This window comes from Snodgrassella alvi (assembly GCF_002777855.1).
In the GTDB taxonomy this organism is placed as follows: Bacteria; Pseudomonadota; Gammaproteobacteria; order Burkholderiales; family Neisseriaceae; genus Snodgrassella; species Snodgrassella alvi_E.
Genome location: NZ_MEIK01000017.1, coordinates 18,010 through 44,791 on the forward strand (window position 1 = coordinate 18,010; position 26,782 = coordinate 44,791).

23 protein-coding genes and 1 riboswitch are annotated in these 26,782 nt (G+C 40.3%); of the genes, 17 read left to right on the plus strand and 6 right to left on the minus strand.

Going from position 1 to position 26,782, the window contains the following annotated elements; all coding sequences use genetic code 11:
• The first annotated feature begins 247 nt into the window (after window positions 1-247).
• The 14 genes from rpmB (at window position 248) to BHC43_RS02760 (ending at window position 16,009) form a co-directional block, all read left to right on the plus strand.
• Complete coding sequence (gene rpmB, locus BHC43_RS02695; RefSeq protein ID WP_002216391.1) at window positions 248-481, plus strand: 50S ribosomal protein L28; 234 nt, start codon at window positions 248-250, stop codon at window positions 479-481.
• 26 nt (window positions 482-507) lie between these two features.
• Complete coding sequence (gene rpmG, locus BHC43_RS02700; protein ID WP_025329834.1) at window positions 508-663, plus strand: 50S ribosomal protein L33; 156 nt, start codon at window positions 508-510, stop codon at window positions 661-663.
• Between the two features lie 104 nt (window positions 664-767).
• Complete coding sequence (locus tag BHC43_RS02705) at window positions 768-1,004, plus strand: SlyX family protein (protein WP_100156453.1); 237 nt, start codon at window positions 768-770, stop codon at window positions 1,002-1,004.
• 554 nt (window positions 1,005-1,558) lie between these two features.
• A riboswitch (TPP riboswitch) is annotated at window positions 1,559-1,647 on the plus strand.
• A 54-nt stretch (window positions 1,648-1,701) separates the two neighbouring features.
• Entirely contained in the window at window positions 1,702-2,364 is a 663-nt protein-coding gene (gene tenA / locus BHC43_RS02710; RefSeq protein ID WP_100156454.1) for a thiaminase II, read from the plus strand.
• A gap of 243 nt (window positions 2,365-2,607) precedes the next feature.
• Window positions 2,608-3,876, plus strand: coding sequence for an antiviral reverse transcriptase Drt3a (drt3a, locus tag BHC43_RS02715; RefSeq protein WP_100156455.1), 1,269 nt, complete (start codon window positions 2,608-2,610; stop codon window positions 3,874-3,876).
• Window positions 3,877-3,882: 6 nt separating this feature from the next.
• Window positions 3,883-5,880, plus strand: a complete 1,998-nt coding sequence (gene drt3b, locus BHC43_RS02720; RefSeq protein WP_100156456.1) for an antiviral reverse transcriptase Drt3b — start codon at window positions 3,883-3,885, stop codon at window positions 5,878-5,880.
• A gap of 1,401 nt (window positions 5,881-7,281) precedes the next feature.
• Window positions 7,282-9,510 (plus strand): TonB-dependent hemoglobin/transferrin/lactoferrin family receptor, encoded by a 2,229-nt coding sequence (locus BHC43_RS02725; protein WP_100156457.1) that lies wholly within the window; start codon window positions 7,282-7,284, stop codon window positions 9,508-9,510.
• Between the two features lie 38 nt (window positions 9,511-9,548).
• On the plus strand, window positions 9,549-10,589 hold the full coding sequence (locus tag BHC43_RS02730) for a ChuX/HutX family heme-like substrate-binding protein (protein ID WP_100156458.1): 1,041 nt from the start codon (window positions 9,549-9,551) through the stop codon (window positions 10,587-10,589).
• Between the two features lie 104 nt (window positions 10,590-10,693).
• The gene (locus BHC43_RS02735) at window positions 10,694-11,482 is read left to right on the plus strand and encodes a heme/hemin ABC transporter substrate-binding protein (protein ID WP_100151400.1); all 789 of its coding nucleotides are present in this window, start codon (window positions 10,694-10,696) and stop codon (window positions 11,480-11,482) included.
• Between the two features lie 137 nt (window positions 11,483-11,619).
• Window positions 11,620-12,486: a FecCD family ABC transporter permease gene (locus tag BHC43_RS02740; RefSeq protein WP_373880589.1), complete on the plus strand. Its 867-nt coding sequence runs from the start codon at window positions 11,620-11,622 to the stop codon at window positions 12,484-12,486.
• 9 nt (window positions 12,487-12,495) lie between these two features.
• Window positions 12,496-13,266 carry an ABC transporter ATP-binding protein gene (locus BHC43_RS02745; protein WP_100156459.1) on the plus strand — a complete coding sequence of 257 codons (771 nt, stop codon included), beginning with the start codon at window positions 12,496-12,498 and terminating at the stop codon, window positions 13,264-13,266.
• A 458-nt stretch (window positions 13,267-13,724) separates the two neighbouring features.
• On the plus strand, window positions 13,725-14,525 hold the full coding sequence (locus BHC43_RS02750) for an amino acid ABC transporter substrate-binding protein (protein ID WP_218966446.1): 801 nt from the start codon (window positions 13,725-13,727) through the stop codon (window positions 14,523-14,525).
• A gap of 79 nt (window positions 14,526-14,604) precedes the next feature.
• Window positions 14,605-15,249 carry an amino acid ABC transporter permease gene (locus BHC43_RS02755; RefSeq protein ID WP_100140851.1) on the plus strand — a complete coding sequence of 215 codons (645 nt, stop codon included), beginning with the start codon at window positions 14,605-14,607 and terminating at the stop codon, window positions 15,247-15,249.
• Window positions 15,250-15,253: 4 nt separating this feature from the next.
• On the plus strand, window positions 15,254-16,009 hold the full coding sequence (locus BHC43_RS02760; RefSeq protein ID WP_100140883.1) for an amino acid ABC transporter ATP-binding protein: 756 nt from the start codon (window positions 15,254-15,256) through the stop codon (window positions 16,007-16,009).
• 107 nt (window positions 16,010-16,116) lie between these two features.
• Here the strand turns inward: BHC43_RS02760 and BHC43_RS02765 are convergent, their stop codons facing one another.
• From BHC43_RS02765 to ppc, 3 genes are all read right to left on the minus strand, one after another.
• Window positions 16,117-17,031 carry a hypothetical protein gene (locus BHC43_RS02765; RefSeq protein WP_100156460.1) on the minus strand — a complete coding sequence of 305 codons (915 nt, stop codon included), beginning with the start codon at window positions 17,029-17,031 and terminating at the stop codon, window positions 16,117-16,119.
• 228 nt (window positions 17,032-17,259) lie between these two features.
• Complete coding sequence (gene grpE / locus BHC43_RS02770) at window positions 17,260-17,808, minus strand: nucleotide exchange factor GrpE (protein ID WP_100140849.1); 549 nt, start codon at window positions 17,806-17,808, stop codon at window positions 17,260-17,262.
• A gap of 269 nt (window positions 17,809-18,077) precedes the next feature.
• Window positions 18,078-20,780, minus strand: a complete 2,703-nt coding sequence (ppc, locus tag BHC43_RS02775; RefSeq protein WP_100156461.1) for a phosphoenolpyruvate carboxylase — start codon at window positions 20,778-20,780, stop codon at window positions 18,078-18,080.
• 346 nt (window positions 20,781-21,126) lie between these two features.
• Between ppc and cysT the strand changes: the two genes are divergently transcribed.
• The 3 genes from cysT to BHC43_RS02790 are packed head-to-tail and all read left to right on the plus strand — an operon-like array spanning window position 21,127 to window position 23,949.
• Window positions 21,127-21,963 (plus strand): sulfate ABC transporter permease subunit CysT, encoded by an 837-nt coding sequence (cysT, locus tag BHC43_RS02780; RefSeq protein WP_100156462.1) that lies wholly within the window; start codon window positions 21,127-21,129, stop codon window positions 21,961-21,963.
• Window positions 21,963-22,835 carry a sulfate ABC transporter permease subunit CysW gene (gene cysW / locus BHC43_RS02785; RefSeq protein WP_100156463.1) on the plus strand — a complete coding sequence of 291 codons (873 nt, stop codon included), beginning with the start codon at window positions 21,963-21,965 and terminating at the stop codon, window positions 22,833-22,835. Before cysT ends, cysW begins: the two co-directional genes overlap by 1 nt.
• Window positions 22,836-22,866: 31 nt before the next feature.
• The gene (locus tag BHC43_RS02790) at window positions 22,867-23,949 is read left to right on the plus strand and encodes a sulfate/molybdate ABC transporter ATP-binding protein (RefSeq protein ID WP_100156464.1); all 1,083 of its coding nucleotides are present in this window, start codon (window positions 22,867-22,869) and stop codon (window positions 23,947-23,949) included.
• Between the two features lie 471 nt (window positions 23,950-24,420).
• Here the strand turns inward: BHC43_RS02790 and murA are convergent, their stop codons facing one another.
• From murA to BHC43_RS02805, 3 genes are read right to left on the minus strand one after another with little or no spacing between them, the layout of a single operon-like run.
• Window positions 24,421-25,677 carry a UDP-N-acetylglucosamine 1-carboxyvinyltransferase gene (gene murA, locus BHC43_RS02795; RefSeq protein WP_100151393.1) on the minus strand — a complete coding sequence of 419 codons (1,257 nt, stop codon included), beginning with the start codon at window positions 25,675-25,677 and terminating at the stop codon, window positions 24,421-24,423.
• 42 nt (window positions 25,678-25,719) lie between these two features.
• A complete protein-coding gene (locus BHC43_RS02800) occupies window positions 25,720-25,968 on the minus strand; it encodes a BolA family protein (RefSeq protein ID WP_100140843.1) in 249 nt (82 codons plus the stop codon).
• Window positions 25,969-26,024: 56 nt separating this feature from the next.
• Entirely contained in the window at window positions 26,025-26,780 is a 756-nt protein-coding gene (locus BHC43_RS02805) for an ABC transporter permease (protein ID WP_100156484.1), read from the minus strand.
• Between the last annotated feature and the right edge of the window lie 2 nt (window positions 26,781-26,782).

Below are 26,782 nucleotides of genomic sequence, written 5' to 3' on the forward strand. Positions count from 1 at the left end.
TCAGGATGGCTGCATTACCTCAGCCATCCTGTAGCTGTACAGGAAATATGCTGAAAATATAACCATTGGCTGCAACTTAAGCATTCAGCCAGCTGTTTTCGAGGCAAGGCTCAAGCTACCAGTCCTTGCTTCAAGCGCAACAATTTCACCTGTACATGCTATACAGAATGATTTAACCCTTGAATAGATTCTGCTTTTCATGGTATAAATCGCGTTTTACAAAATTATTAGAAGTTTGGAGTTAACCATGGCACGTGTATGTAAAGTGACCGGTAAGCGCCCGATGAGTGGCAACAACGTGTCACACGCCAACAACAAAACCAAACGCCGTTTCTTGCCTAACCTGCAATCACGTCGTTTCTGGGTTGAAAGTGAAAACCGTTGGGTGCGCCTGCGCGTTTCTAACGCCGCCTTGCGCACCATCGACAAGGTAGGTATTGATGTAGTATTGGCCGACCTGCGCGCTCGCGGTGAAGCTTAATCATATTGTGATTTAAGGATAGAGCAATGCGCGACAAAATCAAACTGGAATCCTCTGCTGGTACTGGCCATTTTTACACCACTACCAAAAACAAACGCACCATGTCTGGCAAATTTGAAATCAAAAAATTTGATCCAGTAGTGCGTAAACATGTACTGTACAAAGAAACCAAACTGAAATAATTGTTTCATACTGGTTTGAAAAACCTGAGCAGCCTAATTGCTCAGGTTTTTTTCATATTTATTGAACCCAAAGCCTGAACCCATTACCTACGAAAAGCCGTACCATGGACAATATCACCAACAACTTAATGCAATGGCAGCATCGCATCGAAGAACTGGAAATACAAAGTGCCCTACAAGAAGAAACCGTTCAAAGCTTAAGCGATACCATAGCACGACTGCAACAAACTATTGACTTACAACAGGCACAACTACGCCTGCTGTATCAACGTTTACCGGATAAAGCAGACAGCAATAATGAACCGTTTAATCCAGCCAATGAAATTCCGCCGCATTATTAAATTGATTACTAATTAATTTGGTTTGATAATTGTAATGAATAATATTGAATTAAATCATGTGGGTTTAAAAGCGATAAAATAACAATATTTGATGAAAATTAATTGTTGTAGGAATAAGGAGATGCATTGTGTGTGTAGGATTAAATCCTTCAATTAAAATACAGCTAAAACTGTTTCTAGAAAAGTTTAAGAAGCAATATTCTAAGAATATTCCAAAGAATGGAACACTCACCTCCCTAGCCTACAATGATAACTTTACCATATTTAATTTATTTTGTCTTTAATTGTTAGTTAATAAAGCAGTGTTTTATATAATTTTTTAAGCTCAGAGAAGCAGAGTGAATGATACAATCATCAGAAATAAAATATTAAACCACCAAAAATTAAATTTTTAAATTAATCAAAAGTTATATTTACATTGAGAAATTTAATTGATAATACTTTTTTACACTAATAAAAAATGAACTTAGTGAGAAAAAAGTTGCGAAACAAAATATAAATTTTATTTTATACTAAAATACGGTTAGACTAAATCTGCCTTAAACATTTAAAAATTAATTTATCCGGGGTGCCTTTGGCTGAGATTACACCCGTTGAACCTGATTCGGTTAATACCGACGAAGGGAGTTTAAAACAGGCTTTATAGTTGAAAAGGCTGTTTTGATACTCCTTAATATTGATTATTAAAGGAGGGTTTATGCCATCATTTCAATCGCTTATTAATTTCTGTCAGGATGACTGGAAACACTATACACAACATGAGTTTGTGCAGCAGTTAGGTAAAGGAATTTTAGGCAAATCATGTTTTCAGCACTATTTAAAACAGGATTATCTTTTTCTGATTCAGTTTGCTCGTGCTTGGGGACTTGCTGTTTATAAAAGCCACGATATTTTTGAAATAAGACAGGCTTTAGCCAGTCTAAAGGCTATCGTTGAGATTGAACTTGATCTGCATGTTGAGTATTGCAAGAAATGGGGAATCAGTGAAAAAGAACTAAATAGATTGCAGGAAGCGAAAGCCAACATAGCTTATACACGCTATATGCTTGATGCAGGCCAGCAGGGTAATTTATTGGATTTACATATTGCACTGGCACCTTGTATGATTGGCTATGGCAGAATTGCTTGTTGGATTGAGACCCAACCTTGGTATCAGTCTGAAAATAATCCTTATCAATGTTGGTTAGACATGTATACAAGTGATGAATTTCAAGTAGCTGTGCAAAAAGAAATAGAGTGGATTAATCAACATCTTTTTCATGTTGAGCCACAAAGATTTGAGCAGTTAGCGATAATTTTCAGAAATGCAACTCGCTTAGAGGCTGATTTCTGGCAGATGGGACTGGATAAAAACATCTGAAAATGGCAGTATTTGACTTATCGATAAATCTCTATAATAGTAAAATTAATAATATGTAATTGGGTCATCGGAAAAGTCTAATTCAAGTTATTTTGTTTATTTGACAGATTTAACGTTTAATATATTTATGCTTAATGTAAATATTTAATATTATTTTAATTTTTCTTTACATTAAGTTAAGAAAATTTATATGCTAAAATCTATTTAAAAATAGATATATATTATTAATTAAGCGAGAATTGTATGGAGCGTCAAGCTTTCACTGAAAAGTCTTTAAATCAAATTCTGAAACACTATCGTATTAAAAAAAATATACAATTAAATGAGTCTGATGCCAGCACTATAGTCCAATCAGCTTTGCAAATGATTGAGCGTTCAGAATTTGAAGAACTATCAATGTGCTCTTTTAATAAAAAAAATATTCAAGTATTTTGTTTACAGGATGAAAAATTTAAAATAATTGAACGAAAAATTGTTCTTAACCTTAGACAAGTATTTAATATACATACGGATAACAGAAATTCAATTGTGCAAAAATTAAAACTTATACTTTGTGAAACAGTTCCCTATAAAGTATATCGACTAGATGTTAAAAATTTTTTTGAATCTTTTCAGCAAAAGGATATAGAGAACACAATTTTTAATGATATTAATTTAAGTCCGCAAACAAAAAAAATTTTAAGAATTTTATTGGATATTCATAAATTGCAAGACGGTAAAGGATGTCCTCGAGGATTAGCTATTAGTTCAGTAATAACAGAGATATTAATGAAAAATTTTGACATTAATATTAAAAATCAACCGAATTGTTTTTTTTATGCCCGCTACGTTGATGATATTATAATTATTACAACAATATCCGAAGCAGAAAATGAAGAAAAAATTAATCAAGAATTCCTAAAAGAACTAGCAAAATTTCTACCATCTGGTTTGGAGTTTAATAAAAAAAAATTTCAAACAATAACACTTTCAAATGATTCGCAAGGTAATAAAGATGAATCAAAATCATTTGATTTTCTAGGATATAAATTTATAATAGATAATCTGGTTAACAAAAACAAACAATGTAGACCAATTTCAATTGATCTAGCCGATAACAAGTATAAAAAATATAAATTTAAACTATTTAGAACATTTTATGATTTCAAAAAAAATAAAGATTGGACTTTATTGGAAGAAAGAATAAAATTTTTGACATCTAATTTCGAAATTGAAAAATTAGGACGCAGAAAAAAATTTAGCGGAATCTATTATAATTATACGGAGATTACTGAAGATAAATTTTTAAACGGTAATCTGAAAAAATTGGATAACTTATTAAGGGCTTTGCTACTTGAAAAATTTGAAAATGATAGATTCACAAAGTTGATATATCCTATTTTAAATCAAAGTGAAAAGAGGGAAAACAAGAAAAAACTTCTTAAATACTCATTTGTTCAAGGATATAAAAATAAAATTATTATCATACCTAAATTACGTATTACTGCAATAAAAAAATGTTGGGAAAACTGAATTAAAATGTCAAAAAATAAAAACTTTATTAAAAAGACCGATTACGATAGAGTATTACTAACTGAAACACTGCCTTACGAAACCCCTATTATTTTTTCGAACGCGGGTTTATATATGCAAATAAAAAATAAAGACGATGGGTTTAAAAAGGAATTATTAAAAAAATTGATTTTGAATAAAAAAGTGACAAAAACCAAACCTTTTTTTTTCAAAATAAAAAAAAACGAGCTTGAATATAGGCGTTTAGCACTGTTACACCCTTATAGCCAAATTAAGATTAAAGAGTTTTATCAAAAATACGATAGTTTAATTGTTTATTTCTGTAACCAAAGTCCTGCTTCAATAAGAAGTCCTAAATCTGTGGCTGGGAGCTTTTATATAGATAATTCACAGAGAGATAGATTTGAAGAGCACGGGCAGAATATAACCTTAGCTAACCAAGATCTTAGTATTAAACATATGCTTTCTTATTTTGCTTATAACGGTTATATTCGATTATATAAGTTTTTTGTTTCAGAGGATTATCTTTTACTTGAAAAGAAATTTGCTGTGCAAATGACACTCGATGTATCAAAATGTTTTGATAGCATTTATACCCACTCCATTAGTTGGGCTACCAAGAATAAAGAATTTGCCAAAAATAATCTATCAAATTCATCTTTTGGTGATAAATTTGATACTGTATTACGTTCTGGTAATGATAATGAGACAAACGGAATAGTTATTGGTCCGGAAGTAAGCAGAATTTTTGCAGAAATCATTTTCCAGAAAGTTGATAAAACTGTCATTGACACTCTTAATAAAAAAGAATTTTACTTCGACCAAAATTATGCTATCCGGCGATATGTGGATGACGTGTTTATTTTTGCATGTACGGAAGATGAAGTTAAAAAAATATATAATGAATATGTAAATGTATTATGGAATTTCAATTTACATGCAAATACGGCCAAAACCATTATAAGCCATCGGCCTTTTGTGAGTAAAAAAACACGATTAATTTATCAAGCCAATGAGGTTGTTAATAGTTATTTTAATAAAATGGTTACAAAAACAAAGGGTGATAATTTAATTTTAGCCAAAATAAATTCTGTAGCCAAATTTAAAAGAGCTTTCATTGATTCTATAAAAAATCTTTGTGCTCAATATGAAATGAAATATGATGATATAGCTTCATATATTATTTCAGTACAGGCACGATGGGTGAAAGATCTTATCAAATTACAAAAAAATATGAAGGAACTAGACAATAATTCAGGATCTAGTAATAGTCAAAATACAGAACAAATTAATCAAGAAGAAATTGAAATTCGCTGTTATAAAATTTTCAATATTATTATTGAAATTGCGTTTTTTTTATACAGCGTAGCTCCTACAGTAAATTCCTCGTATAAATTAAGTTCAATTATTATTCGCATAAATAATTTTGTAGAAAAAAATATGCCTTCATTTAAAGAGGAAATAGCCAATCAGTTATTCAATCTTACTTGCCAGCTATTTACAGCAAAATCCAAAAAACAAGAACTGGCACAAAATGAAGCAGTTAATTTAGAGCTAATCAATATTATGATAGCCCTATCAGTGTTAGATGACCAATATAAGTTGCCAGAATATTTGATAAAAGAATTATTTTTTCAGACAGACAAAACAAATTATTTTTCTATAATTTCTTTATTATTTTATATCAAAAATGAAGATGAATATAGTGGTTTGAAAGATGAACTAGTTAAAATTATTGAAATAAAATTGGCTGATTTAAATGATTTAGAATCAAGCAGTGAAAAAATTCATTTACTGTTGGATACTATTAGCTGTCCCTATATTACGTCCCAAGTTCGAAAAAGATTAATCATGAAATTACTAAAGAAAATTAAATTTGATACAAAAAAAAATATAGACGAAATCCTAAAAGAAGTTAATAAATGTTATTGGTTTGTAAATTGGAACAAAGAAGTTAGCTTACTCAATTTTCTTGTGAAGAAAGAGATTCAGCAAGTATATTAACTCCAATTTATTGGAAATTATTCATAATAAAACGTAATAGCTTAATTTAATAGCAGTTTTCATCTATAATCAGAACGCTTAGTATATCGAAATACCTAAGCGCGCGGATTGTTAAACAGTATTTTCAGCGGACTTGCTGAATACTCAAACTCTGGGTGTGAATACGGCCAATGCATTGATTTAGACTTCTGATAGATGCTGCATCAGGCCGGCATATCTAAGCATTTCATTGTGGTTAACCAGTTGCTGGCGCTAGCAGCAATTGGCTTAGGGTTGTCGAAAGCTGGTTGATAGTATTGCGGGTGAATTCACAGTTATTGATTATGCTGCTGATTTTCTCAGAACTGAGCATATTGCCCTTTTTGATTGTTCAGACCGCTTTCATGAACAATAGTAAGATAGGCGGCGTTGTCCCTTAATTTGGTAATGCCAAAATCAAGTAGTGTTGCTGAGTTGCTGTTATTTTATTCATTCAATTTTTCTTTGTAAATTGGTTTCATACCCATGTGGGCATGAAAGAGGTAATTAAACCCTAAACATGATAAAAAAGGCTGGAATCATTTCCCATTGTATGGGGCTTGGATTCATCGCGATATTGTCCATAATACAAATAAAAAATACAGGCACACTACAACTAGTATATTTTGCATAGTTAAAAAAATTACTACACCTTGTAAATCGGAAAATGGTAAGGTGGTTTTGGATTGTCAAGAAATTGGATTGTTACCTAATGATGAAAAATCAATCTTTAGTATGTTCTTCAAATTTTATAATCTATCGAGATGTAATGCACTAATTGATTTGTGCGTGCACTGGAAACAGAGTAAACAGTTAAATTTGTGTGTGGATGTAAATAACCTGATTAATCAGAAATGCTGGAATTGAGCTGATATAGCTTATATGGTAGCAAATGAGAAGAGTCAGGCGCATAGTGTTTCAACTCAAAATGGTGGTAGAGTGACGCGTTTAACCTGTAATAACGTGGTTTTTACTAGACTATGGGTCACACATATAATTCTGGTCTGCGCCATGGTTTTTTTAGAATAGTTAATGAATAAAAATAAAAAATGCCGCCAATAAAATAGTAGTGTTTAGATGTTTTAACTAATTCGTTCAATGTAATAAAGATAAGCATAAATCAGCTAGGCATGTTTTGTATCAGTCTGCTCTGAATGAACCGAAAATTAAACGATTTATCTGCTTAAATAATGATAAATAAATAATATTGTAGTTGGCTTTTGGCTATTTGATAATGGTTTTGATCTGTGAGTTGATAGTAGCTTACTTAATATGACTGTAAATTAATAAGAATAATTCCCATTTCCACTTGTATAAAAGAATCATTATTGATTACAATGCGCCATCTTTGCATTAATTTTTGTCAAAAGGGGTTAACTTTATATGTGTCGCTCACCCAAGATAATTGCGCTAGCTGTAACCTGTATCGGCTTCCCTGCAGCTGTTTATGCGGAGGGCGAGGCTCATTTGCCCACGATTAATGTTGAGGCTAAACGGGCTACTCCCAGTGTGTTTAAGGATACGACCGTTAAGGCTGAAACCATTGAAAAACATGGAGCGGTAGATTTAAAAACAGCACTGAAAGACATACCCGGAGTGGAGGTACTAGATACGCAGGGTACGCGGCAAGGAAATGACAGCGTGAATATTCGAGGGCTAAGTGGCAACCGGATCAGTATGACGATTGACGGTATTGATTTGCCTGAAGCGAATGAAATGAAGCATACAGGACAATATGCTATTTTTGGGCGGGGTAATTTTATGGATGTTTCTGCACTCAGTAGTGTGGATATCAGTAAAAATGCCCGCGGATTTGGTTTAGGAGGTGCTGTAGCCATGCATACTCTGACACCGGGCGAAATTTTACAGGGTGAGGATAAGGGCGGCTATATTGATACTCAGTATAACAGCGTCGATAAATCTACGGCAGTGACAGGAGCCGGTGCGCTGAGAAGTGGCAACTGGCGCGGCATGGTGTTGGGCACTTATCGCAAAGGTGATGAGGTGGATAACCGTGGTAATGTCGGTGGCCGTGGCGCATTACGTACCAAATCTGACCCAGTCGATCACAATAGTCGCTATTTCTTGACTAAGCATGAATTTGATATCAATGATAAAAACACCTTGAGTTTTACGGCAGAGTACCTAAACCGCAATCAGTGGACTGATTCTTTATCACAAGCGAATAGCTCCTATACGGATGTACGGGGTGTAGATGATAATAAGAAAACTCGATTTTCACTCGGGCATGAATATCATAGTGACGACGGGCTGATTCATTCAGGTAAAACACAGATTTACTGGCAGCAGACTAAAACCGACTCCACTACGCATCGAGATTATGTTAAAGGCTGTACCAGCATGATTCCTAACCAGAATAATCGCTGTGTATTCGACTTTACCAATAAAGATAAAGTGTGGGGGCTGACAAGCGACTGGTCATCACATTTTGATGGTGCTCAGCTGACGCAGGACTGGCGCTATGGTTTGAATGTGGCTCATCATGAACTGACCAGCGACTGGCAAGGCTATTATGCTCGTTCAAAACCTAATGCAGATAATAAAACCATACGAGCCAGTATTTATGTAGACGGAGATCTGCAATGGGGTAACCTGATTGTTAGCCCAGGTTTATCTGCGTCTTACTATCATATGAAACCCGATTCAAAGGGATTTGTTACCGGTATCAACAATGAAATTGGTGAATTACGAAAAAAACATCAAAGTGCGCTGACACCGCGTCTGGGCATTGCTTACCGCTTTGATCCACTATTGGTACCCTATTTCCAGTATGCTCGTGGCTTTAATGCCCCTTCTTCACAGCAACTGGCTTCTTCATGGAACCCAGGCAGCTATAGCTCATGGGGCAATCCGAATCTAAAGGCCGAAACCGCTAATAATTTTGAGCTGGGGTTGCGCGGTAAAAATGATGTGTTTGAATATGGCATTGCGGGATTTGATAATCACTATAAAAACTTCATTGATTACGTGAATATCTCTGGACAGGTAAAAATCCCAGCTGATGCAGTATGGAGCCGCCCTGGCAGTACGCAGACGCTAGTATTGCAGGCGCAGAACTTTAGTAAAGCGCATATCTATGGTGGTGAGGCTTATGCACGTTGGAAATTTGCTCCAGACTGGAAGGTAAATGGATCATTGGCATATTCGCGTGGGTCTATCCGGCAGGAGGGTGTGGATCAACCACTTAATTCGGTAATGCCGGTTAAGCTGAAGCTGGGTCTGGCCTATGATAAGGAAATCTGGGGTGCTAATGTGGATTTCACTTATGTAGCTAAAAAAGGCAATAGCGATATTCAGGACGTACCTAAAGGAACAAGCTATTACAACCCATCCAGAAATTATGCATTGGTTGATCTGGGCGGCTTCTGGAAACCTACTAAGCACTTGAGTTTCCATGCCGGTATAAACAATGTATTTAATAAGAAATACTGGAACTGGGCAGATATCGCCTACATGATGCCAAATGTCAACAGCCAGTCTGGTACTTCCGGTCAGAGCGATGGTAATGCCAGCAAATTGACCAAAGATAATGCTGATTTCTATTCAGCTCCAGGACGGACGTTTAATGTTGGATTGCGCTACACATTTTAAGTCACTACTACCAATAAAAACTTTGTAAAGGAACGAACATGAGCTTATGGCAACAATATCAGGATAAGAAAGCAACCATCGAGGGAGGAATGTATTTCCCGCGTCAGGCTGCTGCTGATTTGGGTGTAAGTGAAGGTGCTTTAATGGCGGATGCGCCTGATTCGATTTATCTGGGTAACCAGATTCGTGAACTGGTACTGAAGCTGGAAACTTTAGGCGAAGTATTGAGCGTGGTGCGTAACGATGCTGCTGTACATGAAAAAATCGGCGTATATGAGCATGTTACGCTCACGGCGCGTAGCGGGCTGGCTTTGAATGTGGGTGGTCTGGATTTGCGTTTTTTCCTGCACAACTGGCATCATGCCCTAGCCACTACTGTGACTATCGGTGACAAAACCATGCGCTCTATTCAGTTTTATGATGAATATGGCATGAATATCGAAAAGGTATTTATGCGGGATGATACTAGATTGGCCGCATGGCAGGCTTTGATTGATGAATTTAAAACCAGCGGTAAGCCCGAATTTTTACCTGCACCAGAAGTGAATGTTACCGTACCTGAACCGTTATCTCCAGAACGGGAGCAGGCTTTTCAGGAGCGCTGGAATGAACTGAAAGATGTCCATCATTTTGGCGGTTTACTGGAAACATTCAAAATAGACCGGCAACAGTCTTATCGTCATGCGCCAGCCGGATGTACTAAATTGGTCGATCGCAGTGTTTGGGAACAGGTTCTGAATCATGTGCAGGCCAGTAAACAGGAAATTATGATTTTTGTTGGTAACCGTGGACTGGTACAAATTCAGACCGGTAAATTGCATAATGTGGTGCGTTCACATGGGTATCTGAATGTACTGGATGCTAAAGTACCGGAAGAGGGTTTTGATTTACATCTGCGTGATACAGATATTGTGGAAACATGGGTAGTGCGTCGCCCGATTAGTGAAGGTTATGTAACCTGCATTGAAGGTTTCGATAAAAATCGTCAGACAGTGGTACAGATTTTCGGCCGTCGCGAAGAGGGTAATGATGAAATGCAATCTTGGCATCAGCTTATGGATAGTCTGCTAGCTAACTAATAAATTGCTCGGGCAGGCAGGCATTAAATATTGAGTATGAATCAATCCATATACAGAAATAAGTTTACCTGCCCATGTACTGCTTGTAATCAGAAGGGTAAATCATGAAAAAATTACTGTTGGCAGCGGCAATGTGCGCTGCTTTTCCGTTTGCATTTGCTGCCCGTATCGTGACATTGACCCCAGACGTAGCCGATGTTGTGGTTGAATTGGGCGGAGCTAAGGAAATAGTTGGCAGAGAAATGGCCTCAACCAATCCGGCCTTAAAAAATGTACCTAGTATCGGTTTGTTTCATGGGCTGAGCGTGGAGCCAATTGCAGCCAAAAAACCTACACTCGTTCTGGGTTCATGGATGGCACAGCCCGCCAGTATTTATGCCAATTTAAATCGAGTGGGGGTTAAAGCAATCAATGTTGCGCCCAAAGATGATTTAAACGGCTATGCTGCTGGTATTCGGCAGATTGGTCAACTGATTGGAAAAAACAAAGAAGCTAACGCTTTGGCTGACCGCTGGTTGAGTCAGGTAAAGCAGATGCCAAAAACCGGTAAACGCTATCTGATAAGCTACGACGGACGCTTTGTATCCGGACGTAATACCGCAGCAGATGAGCTGATTAAAAGAGCTGGCGGAGTGAATGCAGCAGCGGCGATTGAAGGTATGAAGCCGATGTCGAGAGAGGCTTGGCTAGCAGCAAAACCGGATATTATTTTGATTGCAGACCGTAATCAGAAACTGGTTGGTGGAGTACAGGGATTGACCAAACGGCCGGAAATTGCAGCTTCTCCCGCAGCTAAAAAGCAGAAAATCTTTTTCCTGCCCTCTAATGACCTTTTTCGTTACGGTCTGAATACGCCGCAAGTGATTCCTAAACTTTATCAACTGGCACAATAATTATGATGCAAGTGCAGCAAACGGCCAGCACACCTGACTCAATGATTGTCAGGGATGTGTTCTGGCCTAAATTAGTTTGGTTTATCACTGCTGTGACATTCAGCCTGCTACTGAGCTGGTTTTGCCTCGGGCTAGGCATGGGCGGCTGGCAATGGCCACAGTCTCTGGATGAAACCACCCTTGGTATCCGACTGCCGCGGGTTCTGGTGGCGCTGATTGTAGGTGCCGCATTGTCTGCTTCAGGCGCAGCATTACAGGCCTTATTTGATAATCCGCTGGCAGATCCAAGTCTGATTGGTACTTCAGGCGGTGCCGCACTCGGAGTAATAGCCGTGTTGGCTTTTGGTTGGGGTGCAGTAACGGTACCTTTAGCGGCTTTTATCGGTGCACTTTTGGTCTGCTTGCTGATACTGACGGTACATCGTCTGCTTGGCGGCGGTACGCTGGGTTTGCTGGTAATGGGTTTTGTAATCAGTGCTTTTTGTGGCGCGCTGGTGAGCCTAATTTTGTTTATGTCGGATGATATGGTGCTACGTAGTGCTACTAACTGGCTGGCCGGCAGTTTAGCTGAATCAGGATTTACTTCACCTTGGTATGCGCTGGCAGTGATGGTGCTGGGTTTGGGCTTACTGGTGGTGGTCGGGCGTCGGCTGGATATTTTAATGCTGGGCGAAGAAACTGCTATTAGTATGGGTGTGGCGGTAGGCAGTACCCGTATGTGGACTGTGGTCGGCGCCGCATTATTAACAGGAGCCGCAGTTTCACTGGCTGGTATTATTGGTTTTCTGGGTATGATGGTACCGAATGTGGTGGCTCGCAGCCGAGGTGGCAGTAGGCGTCGGATTATGGTGTTGTCAGCCTGGTTGGGTGCCATATTTTTATTATTGGTAGACAGTGTCGCTCGATGGCTAAGTTATCCGGTGGATTTACCAGTAGGTATTGTGATTGCTTTACTGGGCGGACCGTTTTTCCTGTGGCTGTTTTTACAGCCGTTACGGCGTTAGGAACAAAATATGGAAAATTTGTTTACTGTGCGTAATGTGCAGGTGCAGCCACGCGGCCGCTGCATTTTATCAGTGCCACATCTGGATATACCGGCAAATCGACATATCAGCATTATTGGGCCAAATGGTGCAGGTAAATCTACACTGCTGCGCGCATTGTTAGGTTTGCATGGAGCAGGAGTAACTGTACACGGTGAATCCGTTAGCAGTTATTTAAAACGTGGCCAGATTGCATGGGTAGGTCAGCATGGACAATATAGTTTGCCGCTGACGGTCACAGAATATGTTCAGCTTGGTTGTTATCCACACAGTGGCTGGTTTAAAAAAGCTCAGGCACCGGTTGAAAAATTACATCATTTGCTAGAGGTATTCGATTTGCAGGCACTGGCGCAGCAACGGATTGGCAGCTTATCTGGCGGAGAACAGCAGCGTGCCAATGTGGTACGAGCGTTACTACAAAATGCACCGGTATTATTACTAGATGAACCGTGTAATCATCTGGATATTCGTCATCAGCACCGTCTGATGCATTATCTACGCGAGCATCATGCCGATTTTTCGGTGGTAATGGTATTGCATGATCTGACGATGGCTGCAAATCATTCAGACTATATTGTGCTGATGAATGAAGGCCAGATAGTGGTTTCAGGTACGCCTGAAAAGGTGATGCAGTCCGATATACTCAGTGAGGTGTATCAATGGCCGATCCGCCGCATCGAAGAAGAAGGGAAAATGTTTTTCCGTATGGCACATCATCCGGTGCAATCAGCTGCTGCCTGAGAACACAGAAAATTAAATCATGCTCTGAACTGCTTGATTACATAAAGGTTGCTTTTGGTTTGGAAAAATTTTTTAAATCATATGTTTGAGAAAAGGGATAGATATTGATATGGAAAAATCCATAGAAGGTTATGAACAGCTTCAGCTAGGATGAATACAATCAATATGATTTTGGAATGATTTTCTAAAAAAGCATATTAAATATAAATGCTGTTTGTCTAACTACTTGAATCTTTTGAGTGAAAAAATTTATCTGATTTGGATTAAAAGAGTTTTGAAATAGCTATAATTTGAAAAATTATATATATTATTCATTTGGTTAAATTTTAAGATTGGTGTATTAGCCTAAGGTTGTTTTGCCGTAGAGAATACATTTATCACGTACTGATGAAAGTGTAAAGAAATTCCGGTATAGTGTATGACACAAATATCTATTTATATTGAATCAGGAATATTATATGCACAACGCCATGCGTAAATTTTTACTGGGCTCTGTGGTTGCGGTGGCGCTTGCTGCCTGTGGCGGAGAATCCGCTTCCGGTACAGCTTCTGACTCAACTGAGCGCAATGGTAAAACAGTGGTTATGGGACTGGATGATAGCTTTCCGCCTATGGGTTTTCGTAACGAAAAAAATGAGCTGGTAGGTTTTGACATTGATATGGCACGTGAAGCAGCCAAACGTGCCGGTCTGACTGTCGAGCTGAAACCGATTGACTGGAGTGCCAAAGAATCTGAGCTCAATAGTAAGCGTGTAGATATGTTATGGAATGGGTTGACTATTACTCCACAGCGGCAGCAGCAGTTATTATTGTCTAAGCCATATATGGATAATCATCAGATTATTGTGGTTCGTCCTGATGGTGGTATTAATACCAAAGCTGATCTGGCCGGCAAAGTTGTCGGCGTACAGGATGGCAGCAGTGCGGTTGATGCTGTGGAAGCAGAACCGAATGTGGCCAAATCATTCAAAGAATTGAAAAAGTATGCGGATAATGTGACAGCATTAATGGATGTTTCAGCCAAAAGAGTAGATGCTTTGGTGGTGGATGAAGTGGTTGGCCGTTATTATGTATCCAAAAAGCCTAATGAATACAAAGTGCTGAGTGATAACTTTGGTACAGAGCAATACGCAGTGGCTTTCCGAAAAAATGATCAGGCATTGGAACAGAAAATTCAGAGTGCCTTGGATAGTATGAAAGTCGATGGTACATCTGCTAAAATTGCAACTAAATGGTTCGGTAAAGACATCGTCAAATAAATGTTGTCTTTGCCTTGGAATCAACGCTGCCTGAATACAGTTTGTTCAGGCAGCGTTATTGTTGTTTTAAGGAATACACATGAACTATGTGTTCAATATGTTGCCTGAATTATGGACTGGGGCAAAAATTACCCTGAGTCTGTTTGCTATTACCCTGTTGCTGTCTATTCCATTGGGGCTCGTATTGGCGCTATTGCGCTTATCCGGTGTCAAGGTGCTGGATTACCTTGTTAATTTTTACATCTGGGTGATGCGTGGCACGCCGTTGATGTTGCAAATCTTCTTTATTTATTTTGCTCTGCCGGCTGTCAATATTTTGCTGCCTGCCTACACCACTGCGATTGTTGCATTTGTGCTGAACTATGCAGCCTATTTTGCCGAGATTTTCCGTGCCGGTATTCAGGGTGTAGGTAAAGGGCAGTATGAGGCGGCAAAAACATTGGGTATGAGTTATGGCCAGACCATGCGCCGCATTGTGTTGCCGCAGATGTGGAAAAAAATCTTACCACCATTGAGTAATGAAACCATTACGTTGGTTAAGGATACTTCGCTGGTGTATGTGTTGGCATTACAGGATGTAATGCGGGTTACTTATCAGCTGGTACAGCGTGAATTTAATCTGATGCCGTTTTTTGTAGCGGCTGCATTCTATCTGATTATGACCCTGATTCTGACCTGGGGATTCCAGAAAGCGGAGAAGCGCTATGCACGCTACGATGACTGATTTGATGATAGACGCGCGAGGCATCTATAAAGCCTTTGGAAATGTAGAAGTACTTAAAGGTGTGGATATACAGGTGGCACGTTCAGAAGTGGTGGCTATCATCGGTTCTTCTGGTTCAGGTAAATCTACTCTGCTGAGGTGTCTGAATTATCTGGAAAAAATCGATGCTGGTAGCATTGCTATTGAAAATGATTTTCTGGTACAGAATAATATTCACAACCGTGCTCATTATGCGCCTGAACGTACAATAAAAAATATCTGTGCTCGTATGGGAATGGTGTTTCAGCAGTTTAATCTTTTTCCGCACATGACGGTGTTACAGAATGTGATTGAAGCACCGATTACGGTGAAAAAATTGAAACGTGACGAAATTGTGCCATTGGCACAAGAACTGTTGCGTAAAGTAGGTTTAGAAAACAAACAGGATTGTTATCCGTCACAGTTATCGGGTGGGCAAAAACAGCGTGTGGCCATTGCCCGTGCACTGGCGATGCAGCCACAAATTATGCTGTTTGATGAGCCAACCTCAGCGCTTGATCCTGAATTAACCGGTGAAGTTTTAAAAACCATGCAGCAGCTGGCTGAAGACAAAATGACTATGGTGGTGGTCACCCATGAAATGGGTTTTGCGCGTGAAGTAGCTAACCAAGTGCTGTTTATGGACAAAGGTGTAATTGTAGAGTCTGGTGAAGCCAGCAGTTTTTTCGCTAATCCCCAACATGCAAGGACACAGGCGTTTTTAAGCTCGATGTTGAAATAATTACGCGTTAAATCTGGTGTGTATGAGAGGTGTTAAATTTTTGCGAGTGTATCTAACATCTCTTTAGTTTAAATTATCTGCTTGATTATTTGTTTTCATGCATAAAATCAAAAAGCAGGTTTGATCCATAACTGATGATTTTTTTGATCTATTCGGACACTGTATTTTTGCAGAAAATCTACGCCGAGCAAGCCATCGGATTCGAATTCTGCCGGCATGCCATCCATGATGGCGGCACGAACAGGAATTTTTCGGATGGTTGGGTTGTCCGGGTAGATTTTAACTGTCATGGGATAACCACGTTTATTCAAACGCAGAGTTGTTTTTTCCGTATTGTCAGTGGTTATTTTTTTGCTATTACTGAGTTTTTCCGACCTTGATGTGCCTTTAAGAAAAGACATTGATGCTCCGGTATCAAGAATCAGGTTATATGTCTTTTTCTGGTCGGTAAATTTGATAACCATGCCTTCTTTCGGATGTATTTTATAAGGAAAAACTGTCCATTGGTGGCTTAATCGGTTTGGGTTGTTTCTATCATCAATAATTATTTTTCTGTGAGCTATATCCAGTGTCAGGATGTGATCTTGAAAAAGTGTTAACCCGACTACAGGGATGCTTTCATCTGGCACAGGCGGTTTTTTCTGTTCTGGATTGCTGGAATAATTCCAACCCCAAGGCTTTAATTCCATCGCTTCAATGTTTTGGAATTCGAGTCCGTTAATATTCAGATGTTTGATCAGAAATTGATCTGATTCTTTAATTTTTCCGCTTAAATCCAAGCTTTTGTTTGTAGTTGGTATTTGGATTGTTTCTGGAAGCTGTTTTAAAGTGTTGAGTGGTAAATGCAGTGCCGTCTGAGAGCCTGTATCAAGAATAAATTTTTCTGGTTTGCCGTTGATTTTTAATACAACTTCGGGAATATTAATATCTTTGATGAAAGTAAGCGGTAATTGAATTTCTTGAGCTAGAGCAGTTTTGGTGATGGCTAGAATGACCAGACTTGTAAAACATTTTAAACGCATGTTTTTCCTCTTTCTAAAATAATGAATATATTTAAGAGAATTTGTTTATATTATATTTATAGCTTATTGGGCAGAATCAAATTGTAGCAATAATGAATGAATCTATTTAATTTTTATTAGTGAGAAAAGAATAAAGGGAGATGATAAGAAAAAACTAGATAATATCAGATATTTTTTCAATAAAAACCGTCTGATTAATTTCTGTCAGACGGTTTTTATTCGGGTGATTTATTCTGAGTCGGCGGCTTTGGCTACTGTTACCATAGCTGGACGCAATACGCGGTCAGATAGGGTATATCCTTTTTTCATTACAGAAACTACAGTATTGGGTTCCTGTTCACTTTCAACGCTTTGCAAAGCCTGATGACGATGCGGGTCAAGTTTATCGCCAGCTTTGGGATCGATTTCTTTGACATTGGATTGATCAAAAGCTTTTTGCAGTTCGGTAAGGGTCATTTGTACACCCATTTTAAGAGCATCAAAGTTGCCGCTTTGATCTTGCAGAGCCATTTCCAGATAGTCTTTAACAGGCAGCATTGCAGTGGCAAATTTCTGACCGGCAAATTTATGGGCACTTTCCAATTCTTCCTGATGGCGCCGGCGCAGATTCTGCTCAGTGGCCAATGAACGCAGTTGTTCATCTTTAAGCTGGCCTTCTAGCTCGTTGATGCGTTCTTGCAAATCTTCAATGGTGGCCTCTGGCGCAATAATTGGTTCGGTGTTTTCGGTGTTCTCGTTTACCTGAGTTTCGTTTTCGGTGTTGTTTTCCGGTTGCATATTTTTTTCCTCTGCAAAAAGGTGAATTATTTAATTAAATTGGGTCGTGATACTGCTATTTCAAGCCAGTAGTACTAGTTTATGACGGATTTTGCTCTGAGTTGGCTATATTGCTGTTTTGTAATCTATATTGCCTTTTGTTTTTCCAGTTTTTTATTTAAATACCTTATTCAGCTCAGAAATGCAAACTAAGGAAATACCGATGATGAATATTTATAAAGCTGAACAGTAATTAAGACAAAGGTGTATTGTTTGCGCTGGTTTTTGCTTCAGCCTGTATTCCGTAATCCCTGAGCAATGCCGTTAATGGTTAGGTGGATGAGCTGGAGTAGCTCGCTGTTATCTGGTTGATGACGTAGTTGTTGCAACAGATGTATCTGAAGCCAATTTAGGGCGTTTAGGTAGGGAATACGCAAGGCAAGTGAGCGTGCGAGTGTTCGGTTGTCACTTAAGTAACGCTGGCGTTGCAGAATGCTGAGTAATGCTTGTTTACTACGCTCAAATTCATCGGCCAGCATGCTGTAAATAGTGTGGGCAGCTTCTTGATTGCTAGCCAGATTAACATAAGCCTGGGCAATGGTGAGGTCGGCTTTGGCCATTACCTGATCCATGTTGGAAAGCATGGTTTGGAAAAAAAGGCTGTATTGTGCTTGCTGTTGCAATCGTTGCAGATTGGCGCTGTCCTGATTAATTAGTTCGGTGACAGCGCTGCCGAATCCATACCATGCTGGTAGCATGAGGCGATTCTGTGTCCATGAGAATACCCATGGAATGGCACGTAAATCCTGAATTCTTGCCAGTGTTTTACGGCTGGCAGGACGGCTGCCGATATTGAGGCTGGCAATTTCTTGTATTGGGCTTGTTTGTAAAAAATATTCTATGAAACCGGGGCAGGTAATTAGTTTGCGATAGTGTCTGAATGCACTGGCCGATAAGGTATCCATGATTTGGTTATCCGGTTCGCTATTTTGAGGGGGCAGTAGGGTAGCTTCAAGTGTGGCCGCAACCAGCGCTTCCAGATTGCGTTCGGCATTGGTGGGGTCGGCATATTTGGCGGTAATCACTTCTCCTTGCTCGGTAATGCGTATTTGTCCGGCTACGCTGCCTGCAGGCTGAGCCATGATGGCGTCGAAAGAAGGGCCGCCGCCACGACCTACGCTGCCACCGCGACCATGAAAAAGACGTAGGCGGATATGATGGTGAGCAAACAGTTTGACTAGTTGGGACTCCGCCAGATACAGGGACCACTGACTGGTCACGTAACCGCCATCTTTGTTGCTGTCGGAATATCCGAGCATGATTTCCTGCAAATTGTTGCGGCTGTGTAGAAATGCGCGATACCAGGGCAGGCTAAACAGTTTGTCCATAATATCTACGCTTTTCTGCAAGGCATCAATGGTTTCAAATAAGGGAACGATGTTGATGCGGCTGCTGGGTTTTTCATTGTTGATGCTCAGCAGACCAGTTTCTTTCAGCAGTAAGGCAACTACGAGTATGTCGCTGACACTTTCCGCATTCGAAATGATGCATTGATTAATGGCCGTTTCACCATAATCATTTTTGATGCGGGCAGCCGTTTGAAAAATAGTCAGTTCGCGCATGGCATTGTTGCTGTACTGAATGTAAGGACTGTACAGCGGACGTTGAGTGCTCAGTTCGCGTATTAATACTCGTTGTTTGGCTGCTTCGCTCAGTATTTTAAAATCTTCCAAATCAGCATGAGCAAATAATTCAGTCACTACCTCTGTGTGTTTGGCCGCATGCTGACGCAAGTCTACAGACATCAAATGAAAGCCAAATAAAGAAACTGAACGAATCAGATCGGCCAGTTTACCCTCACTGAGCAGGGCACTGCCATTTTCCTGTAAGGATCTGGCTAGATGATTGAGCTCTTGCAGAAATTCCTCTGACTGTCGATAGAATGGTAAGCGGTAATGCTGATTGTACGGTTGTAAACCGAGTTGTTGCTCGGTAGCACTAAGGCGAGTCTGTATGTAAGCGATGGCGCGACGATACGGCTCTTCCTTGTGGGCGGTTGCGGTATCTGGTGACAGTTCTGCCATGTGTAGTACGCTGCTATTTACCTGAACACGGCGGGAAGATAGTGGCAATAGCTGATGCAGTTCATCCAGACACTGGTGGTAATGTTGAAATAAAGCTTTGGCCTGAAAGGAAAATGCTTCCTGTAATGTATCTGCATTGACATATGGATTGCCATCGCGATCACCTCCTACCCAACCACCAATGGTGATTACATTAGGAAGGCTGACATCCGGATAGATACTGGTAAGCTGGCATTGTAGTTTACGGTAAAGTGCGGGTACAGCTTTAAAAAAGCTTAATGGAAAATAGTTGATACTGTTGTAAATTTCATCGCTAACGCTGATCTGAAAATGACGGGTTTCGTCGGTTTGCCAAAGAGCCAGCATGATGGCTTCAGCCTGCTGTTGCAGTTCTTTGCTGTGTGGATGTTGTGGATGGTTGCGTTCATTGAGAATGCTGCGGATATGGCGGTGAAAGCACAAAATACATTGTCGCTGTACTTCGGTAGGGTGGGCGGTCAAAATAGCACTGATACTGGTCTGTTGTAAGGTTGTTTCCAATTCTGTGGTAGATATTTTTTGCTGTTGAATCTGCCGGATGACATGATTAAAGCTGGTACGTCCAAAATGCTCACTGTTTTGTTCATATGTTTGACGCCGCCGTTCATGATGTACATCTTCTGCAATATTCAATACCTGTGCGAACAGACTACATGCGCGGATGAGATCTTGCTGTTGCCGCAAGTCAAGCGATGGCATAGCTTGCTGGATGGTTATCTGCGGTTCTTTGCCGTTGATAAGCTGGCTTAATACTGTTTGTACGGCTACGGTGGTTTCGTGAGCCAGCATATTCAATAATGCTTGGATCAGAAAGCTGATGTCAGCCGACAAGGGTGCATCTTTTTGTTCATCCAGAAGAGAGGCTGGCATTGTGTTCTCGCTATTGTAGATTGATATGTTTATGTTGAATAACTGTCTGCATGATATTACGTGGTGCAGGTGTCAGCAATACTGCTTTTCTGATAATGGGTTATAACTGTGACTTATTAAGTTACAAAAATATATTCTTTCTCAATTGTCTCTACGGCCTTTTATATTGTTGGCTGCCTATTGCAGAGCAGAATGCGGTAGTCTTTGTTGTTTTGTTCTGTTTGTCATTTTTAGCCACGTTATTGTAGGTATTTAGCCTAAATAGGACTGATTTCAATTTACCGGTATATTTTTCTTTAGTGTTGCCGGTAATGTTTATAGCAGTCGGGCATATGGGAGAAAAATTATGCTGTTAATGAAACAGCCATCTGTATTGCCCGGATTCTCTCTTAGTCTGGGTGTAAGTGTACTATCGCTGTCATTACTGGTGTTATTGCCTTTTGCCATGCTGGTGTGGACTGTGACTGATTTGGGCTGGTCTGGCTTTATACGAGTGATTTCTGAGCCACGCACACTTGCAGCTGTGTGGCTCACTCTGAAAATGTCATTACTGGCTATGCTAGCCAGTGTGCTGCTAGGAACTTTAGTTGCTTGGGTACTGGTACGCTATCAGTTCTGGGGCAAGGATATGGTTAATGCATTGGTCGATTTGCCTTTTGCTTTACCAACAGCAGTAACGGGGGTGGCGCTGGCTACTTTATATGCTCCTACAGGCTGGATAGGCAGAATATTTACCAATATGGGCTTACAGGTAGCTTTTACCCCCACAGGTATTTGGCTGGCTTTATTGCTGGTTAGCTTGCCGTTTGTGGTACGAGCAGTACAGCCTGTGCTGGCTGAATTATCGGGCGAATATGAAGAGGCCGCAGCAATTCTAGGCGCATCCAGATTCACTATAGTGTTTCGGGTATTATTGCCGGAAGTATTGTCAGCACTGGTGATGGGGGCAGGAATGGCATTTGCAAGGGCAACGGGGGAATATGGTTCTGTCATTTTTATTGCAGGTAATGTACCTTTTAAATCAGAAATTCTGCCGCTCATTATTGTTAGTAAATTTGAGCTTTTTGATTTACCGGCTGCAGCGGCTGTGGCGCTATTTATGTTGGTAATATCTTTTGTTATTTTATTAACACTAAATTTATGGCAATGGCGTTTAAGCAGTCGTACACAGGGGCGCTACTGATGAGTATCGTGAAGACCAATGCATTGCTCACTGAGCCAAAATGGTTGCGTTATTTACTTATTGGCATAACTTTATTGTGTCTGAGTGTATTGCTGCTTCTACCCTTATTATCCGTATTTAGTTATGCGCTGGCAAAGGGCTGGAAACTATATATGGCTGCTTTGCTGGATGATGAAGCTCTGGCTGCTATGCGTTTGTCACTGTTAATTACCCTGATTGTGGTACCGATTAATGTGGTATTGGGTGTGGCTATGGCATGGGTGTTAACCCATTTTACATTTCGGGGTAAGCAGTTGTGGACAACATTACTGGATCTACCATTCGCTGTTTCTCCAGTTGTGGCTGGTCTGATGTTTGTATTGTTGTTTGGCAGCAATAGCTGGCTTGGAAGCTGGATGGAAGCGCATGGTGTGCAAGTTATCTTTGCTATTCCCGGCATGATATTGGCTACTTTGTTCGTTACTTTTCCGTTTGTGGCGCGGGAATTAATTCCATTAATGCAGGCTCAGGGTAGTAGTGAAGAGCAGGCGGCACTGATACTCGGTGCCAGTGGTTGGCAGATGTTTTGGCGTGTCACCTTACCGAATCTGAAATGGGCGCTGGTATACGGCATTATCCTGACAAATGCTCGTGCAATGGGAGAGTTTGGCGCAGTAAGTATGGTTTCCGGACATATTCGTGGCGAAACCAATACTATGCCGCTACTGGTAGAGATGATGTACAACGAATACAACATGGTAGGTGCGTTTGCTGTATCCAGCCTTTTGGCCTTACTGGCCTTATGTACACTACTGTTGCAAAAGTATCTCGACTGGCGCCAGACACGTATGTATAGGGATGCACAACGTGCACGTATAGCAGTAACCAATTAAACAGTCAGGTACATAGCATTGAGTAGCGATTATGAGTATCCGTATCCAGCATTTGAATAAATCTTATGGCGAATATCCTGCCTTACAGGATATCAATCTACAGGTGCCTAATGGTTCATTAACCGCTTTACTGGGACCTTCAGGTTGTGGCAAAACCACGTTGCTGCGTATCATTGCGGGGTTGGAATATGCAGATTCCGGTGAACTTTTTTTTGGGGATGAGGAGGTCAGCAATCTGCATGTACGGGAACGGCGGGTAGGCTTTATGTTTCAGCATTATGCGCTGTTTCGACATATGACCGTGTTTGAAAATGTCGCTTTTGGTCTTAAAGTAATGCCACGACGTGTCCGTCCCGATAAAGATGAAATAGCAGCACGAGTGGAAGAATTACTGAAGCTGGTGCAGTTGGAATGGCTGGCTAAAGTATACCCGCAGCAATTATCCGGCGGCCAACGTCAACGTATTGCACTGGCACGTGCTCTGGCTACCAAACCAAAATTGCTGTTGCTAGATGAACCTTTTGGTGCACTGGATGCTAAGGTACGTAAGGAATTGCGCCAGTGGCTGGTAGAAATACATCATCAATTGGGTATTACCAGTGTGCTGGTCACTCATGATCAGGAAGAGGCGCTGGAAATGGCTGATCAGATTGTGGTGATGAATCAGGGCAAAATCGAGCAAAGCGGTGCAGCAGCTTCTTTGTATGATCATCCTGAAAATGTTTTTGTGACGGAGTTTTTGGGTGAAGTAAATGTATTTGAAGATGCTTGTATTGAACAGGGGCAATTGTGTCTAGGGCACTATCGTGAACCTGTCACCACTGGTGAGCGGACACGCCAAAATGTAACTGTCTATGTGCGTCCGCAAGAAATACAAATATTAACGGAAAACCAAAGTAATGTCATAGATTCAGCTATAGTGGAAGAAATACATATTATTGGTGCACAAATAAGATTATGGCTGTGCCGTTATAATAATAAACAGCGAGTTCAAGTGTGGCTCTCTCCGGCTGAATTCCGCACATTGAATTTGCAACCAGAACAGGTAGTCTGGTTTAAACCGCTACGCTTAACCATGTTTAGACTGCCAGAAATGGTGGATTTCATGATTTAAAGCTTGCACGACATTCAAATCAATCATGATATAACCAGAAGTATCCTGCACAGATAGCTGGATAAAACTTATAACCGTTAATTCAAAGTTCAGTGATAAAAATATGATTTTCCTACATTTTTAATTTTATTGTGTTAACTAAAAATCGTTTTCATTTTACATATTTTATCTAAGACAGGTATTGAGTGTATCACTGTTGGAAATTTTATGATAATAGGATATTATCTGTATCAGTATGATTTATTTCTTATTTAGCATTGATTAGAAGTCTCAAACTGAATATTTTATAATTCTCTTAACATGCTATGAATACAGATAATTAGATCCCGTAATATCTGAAGAAAAGCTTACTCTATAAATTTTTATAGAGTATTAATATTAATGTGGTGTAATTGAGCTATTTAACGATTCAAATAAAAACAAAAAGGGTGTGCGAAAATTTCCGTACACCCTTTTAATATTCGAGAATTTTTAATCGCTGACGCGCTCAATAATGGCGCCTACTCCACCCAGTTTTTGTTCGATATTTTCATAACCGCGATCCAGATGGTAAATACGCTCTACAATGGTCTCACCACTGGCCACCAGTCCGGCTAATACCAGACTGGCTGATGCGCGCAGGTCGGTAGCCATAACGGTGGTGCCGGATAGCTGCTCAACACCTTCTACAATGGCTGTGTTGCCTTCAGCGGATATTCTGGCACCCATGCGATTGAGTTCGGGTACGTGCATGAATCGGTTTTCAAAAATGGTTTCCACCACTTTGCTGTTACCGTTGGCTATGGTATTCATAACCATAAACTGTGCCTGCATATCGGTGGGAAATGCGGGATAAGGAAGGGTACGGATATCAACGGCGCGGGGGGGCTGTTGCATATCGATACTGATCCAATCATCACCGGCTTCTATAATGGCTCCAGCTTCACTCAGTTTTTCCAGAATCGCTTGCATGGTTTTAGGGGCAGCGTTTCGTAGTACGACTTTACCGCCGGTCATGGCTACGGCACATAAAAATGTTCCGGCTTCAATGCGGTCAGGCACAACGCGGTGTGTGCAACCATGTAGTTTTTCCACTCCGGTAATGGTCAGAGTAGGTGTACCGATGCCTTGAATGTTGGCGCCCATTTTTACGAGACAATCGGCAAGGTCGGTGACTTCAGGCTCCATAGCTGCATTTTCTAGAATGGTAGTACCCTCTGCAAGGGTGGCTGCCATCAGCAGGTTTTCAGTACCAGTGACGGTAACCATATCCATGACGATATGAGCACCTTTTAATCTTTGGGCACGAGCTTTGACGTATCCGTGTTCAATAGTAATTTCGGCACCCATGGCTTCGAGCCCTTTTAAATGCTGATCTACTGGTCTTGAACCAATGGCGCATCCGCCCGGCAAGCTGACTTGAGCTTCACCAAAGTGTGCCAGTGTTGGTCCTAGCACCAATATGGAGGCACGCATGGTTTTGACCAATTCGTAGGGTGCACAGGTATTATTTATACCGCTACAGTTGATTTCAAATTCCTCTATATTGTCGGTCAGTACACGTGCGCCCATGCCTTGTAATAGCTTTTGGGTAGTTTTAACATCGCGCAACATTGGTACGTTGGTCAAATGCAGTGTTTCGCTTGTCAGTAAAGACGCGCACAGCAGGGGAAGTGCTGCATTTTTGGCGCCGGAGATAAAGATTTCGCCGTTTAATGCGCCATTAGCGCGGATTTTTAATTTTTCCATATTAATTCTCTAGATTTGGCAGAAATAGGTTTTCTATATTGTTTATTGCTGTTTTTCTGCCCATTCAGACGGTGTTGCAGCTGTGGTGATGGAAAGTGCATGTAATTCATTACTGGCAATTTGTTGTGCGAGACCATCTTTTATCATGCGATGACGAGCCAGACGGTTTTTTCCGGTAAAGGCACTAGACACAATCCGAGCAAAGAAATGGTGTCCATCTCCTTCTACTTCGAGATATTCGCACGGTAACAGATTGGCAATCATGGCTTTTACCTCTTCAGGTGTTAACATGACGGGCTCCAGAAAAGCTAGTGATAAATGGCGGCTATTATAGCGTTTTAGTTTGTCTAATTGCGTAATTTCCAGCCAGATTTTAGGATGGCACAGACAAGAATACACATAATAATGGCAAAGCTGCTTACTACGGTAAGTGCTAGCCATGGTGAGGAGTCACTCTGACCAAAAAAACCATATCTGAAGCCATCAATCATGTAAAAAACCGGATTGAAATGGCTGAGGGTTCGCCAGAATGAAGGTAGGCTATTAATGGAATAAAATACACCTGAAAGAAATGTTAAAGGCATAATTAGGAAGTTTTGGAAAGCAGCTAATTGGTCAAATTTTTCTGCGACTATGCCTGCTAACAGACCAAACATGCCCATGATGGCGCAGCCCAGTAAAGCGAAGATGATTATCCAACCAAGATGGTGTGGAATGGGTAAACCGAAAAAGGCAGTGACAGCAATCACTCCGATGCCAACCATTAATCCGCGCAAAATTGAGGCGCCAACATAAGCGCAGAAGAATGCCGCTGTACCCAGAGGTGGTAATAGGATAAATATAAGATTACCGGTAATACGTGACTGAATTAGGCTTGAGGAGGAGTTGGCAAAGGCATTCTGTAGCATGGACATCATAGCCAAACCCGGTATCAGAAAGGCCGTATAGCTAACTCCAGGCAGGATATCTGGGCGTCCTTTCATGACTTGTGCAAATATCAGCTGATAGAGTAAAGCGGTCAAAATAGGTGCAGATAGGGTTTGAAACCCTACTTTCCAGAAGCGCAAGACTTCTTTTTTTAATAATGTGTAGCAACCAGTGATAT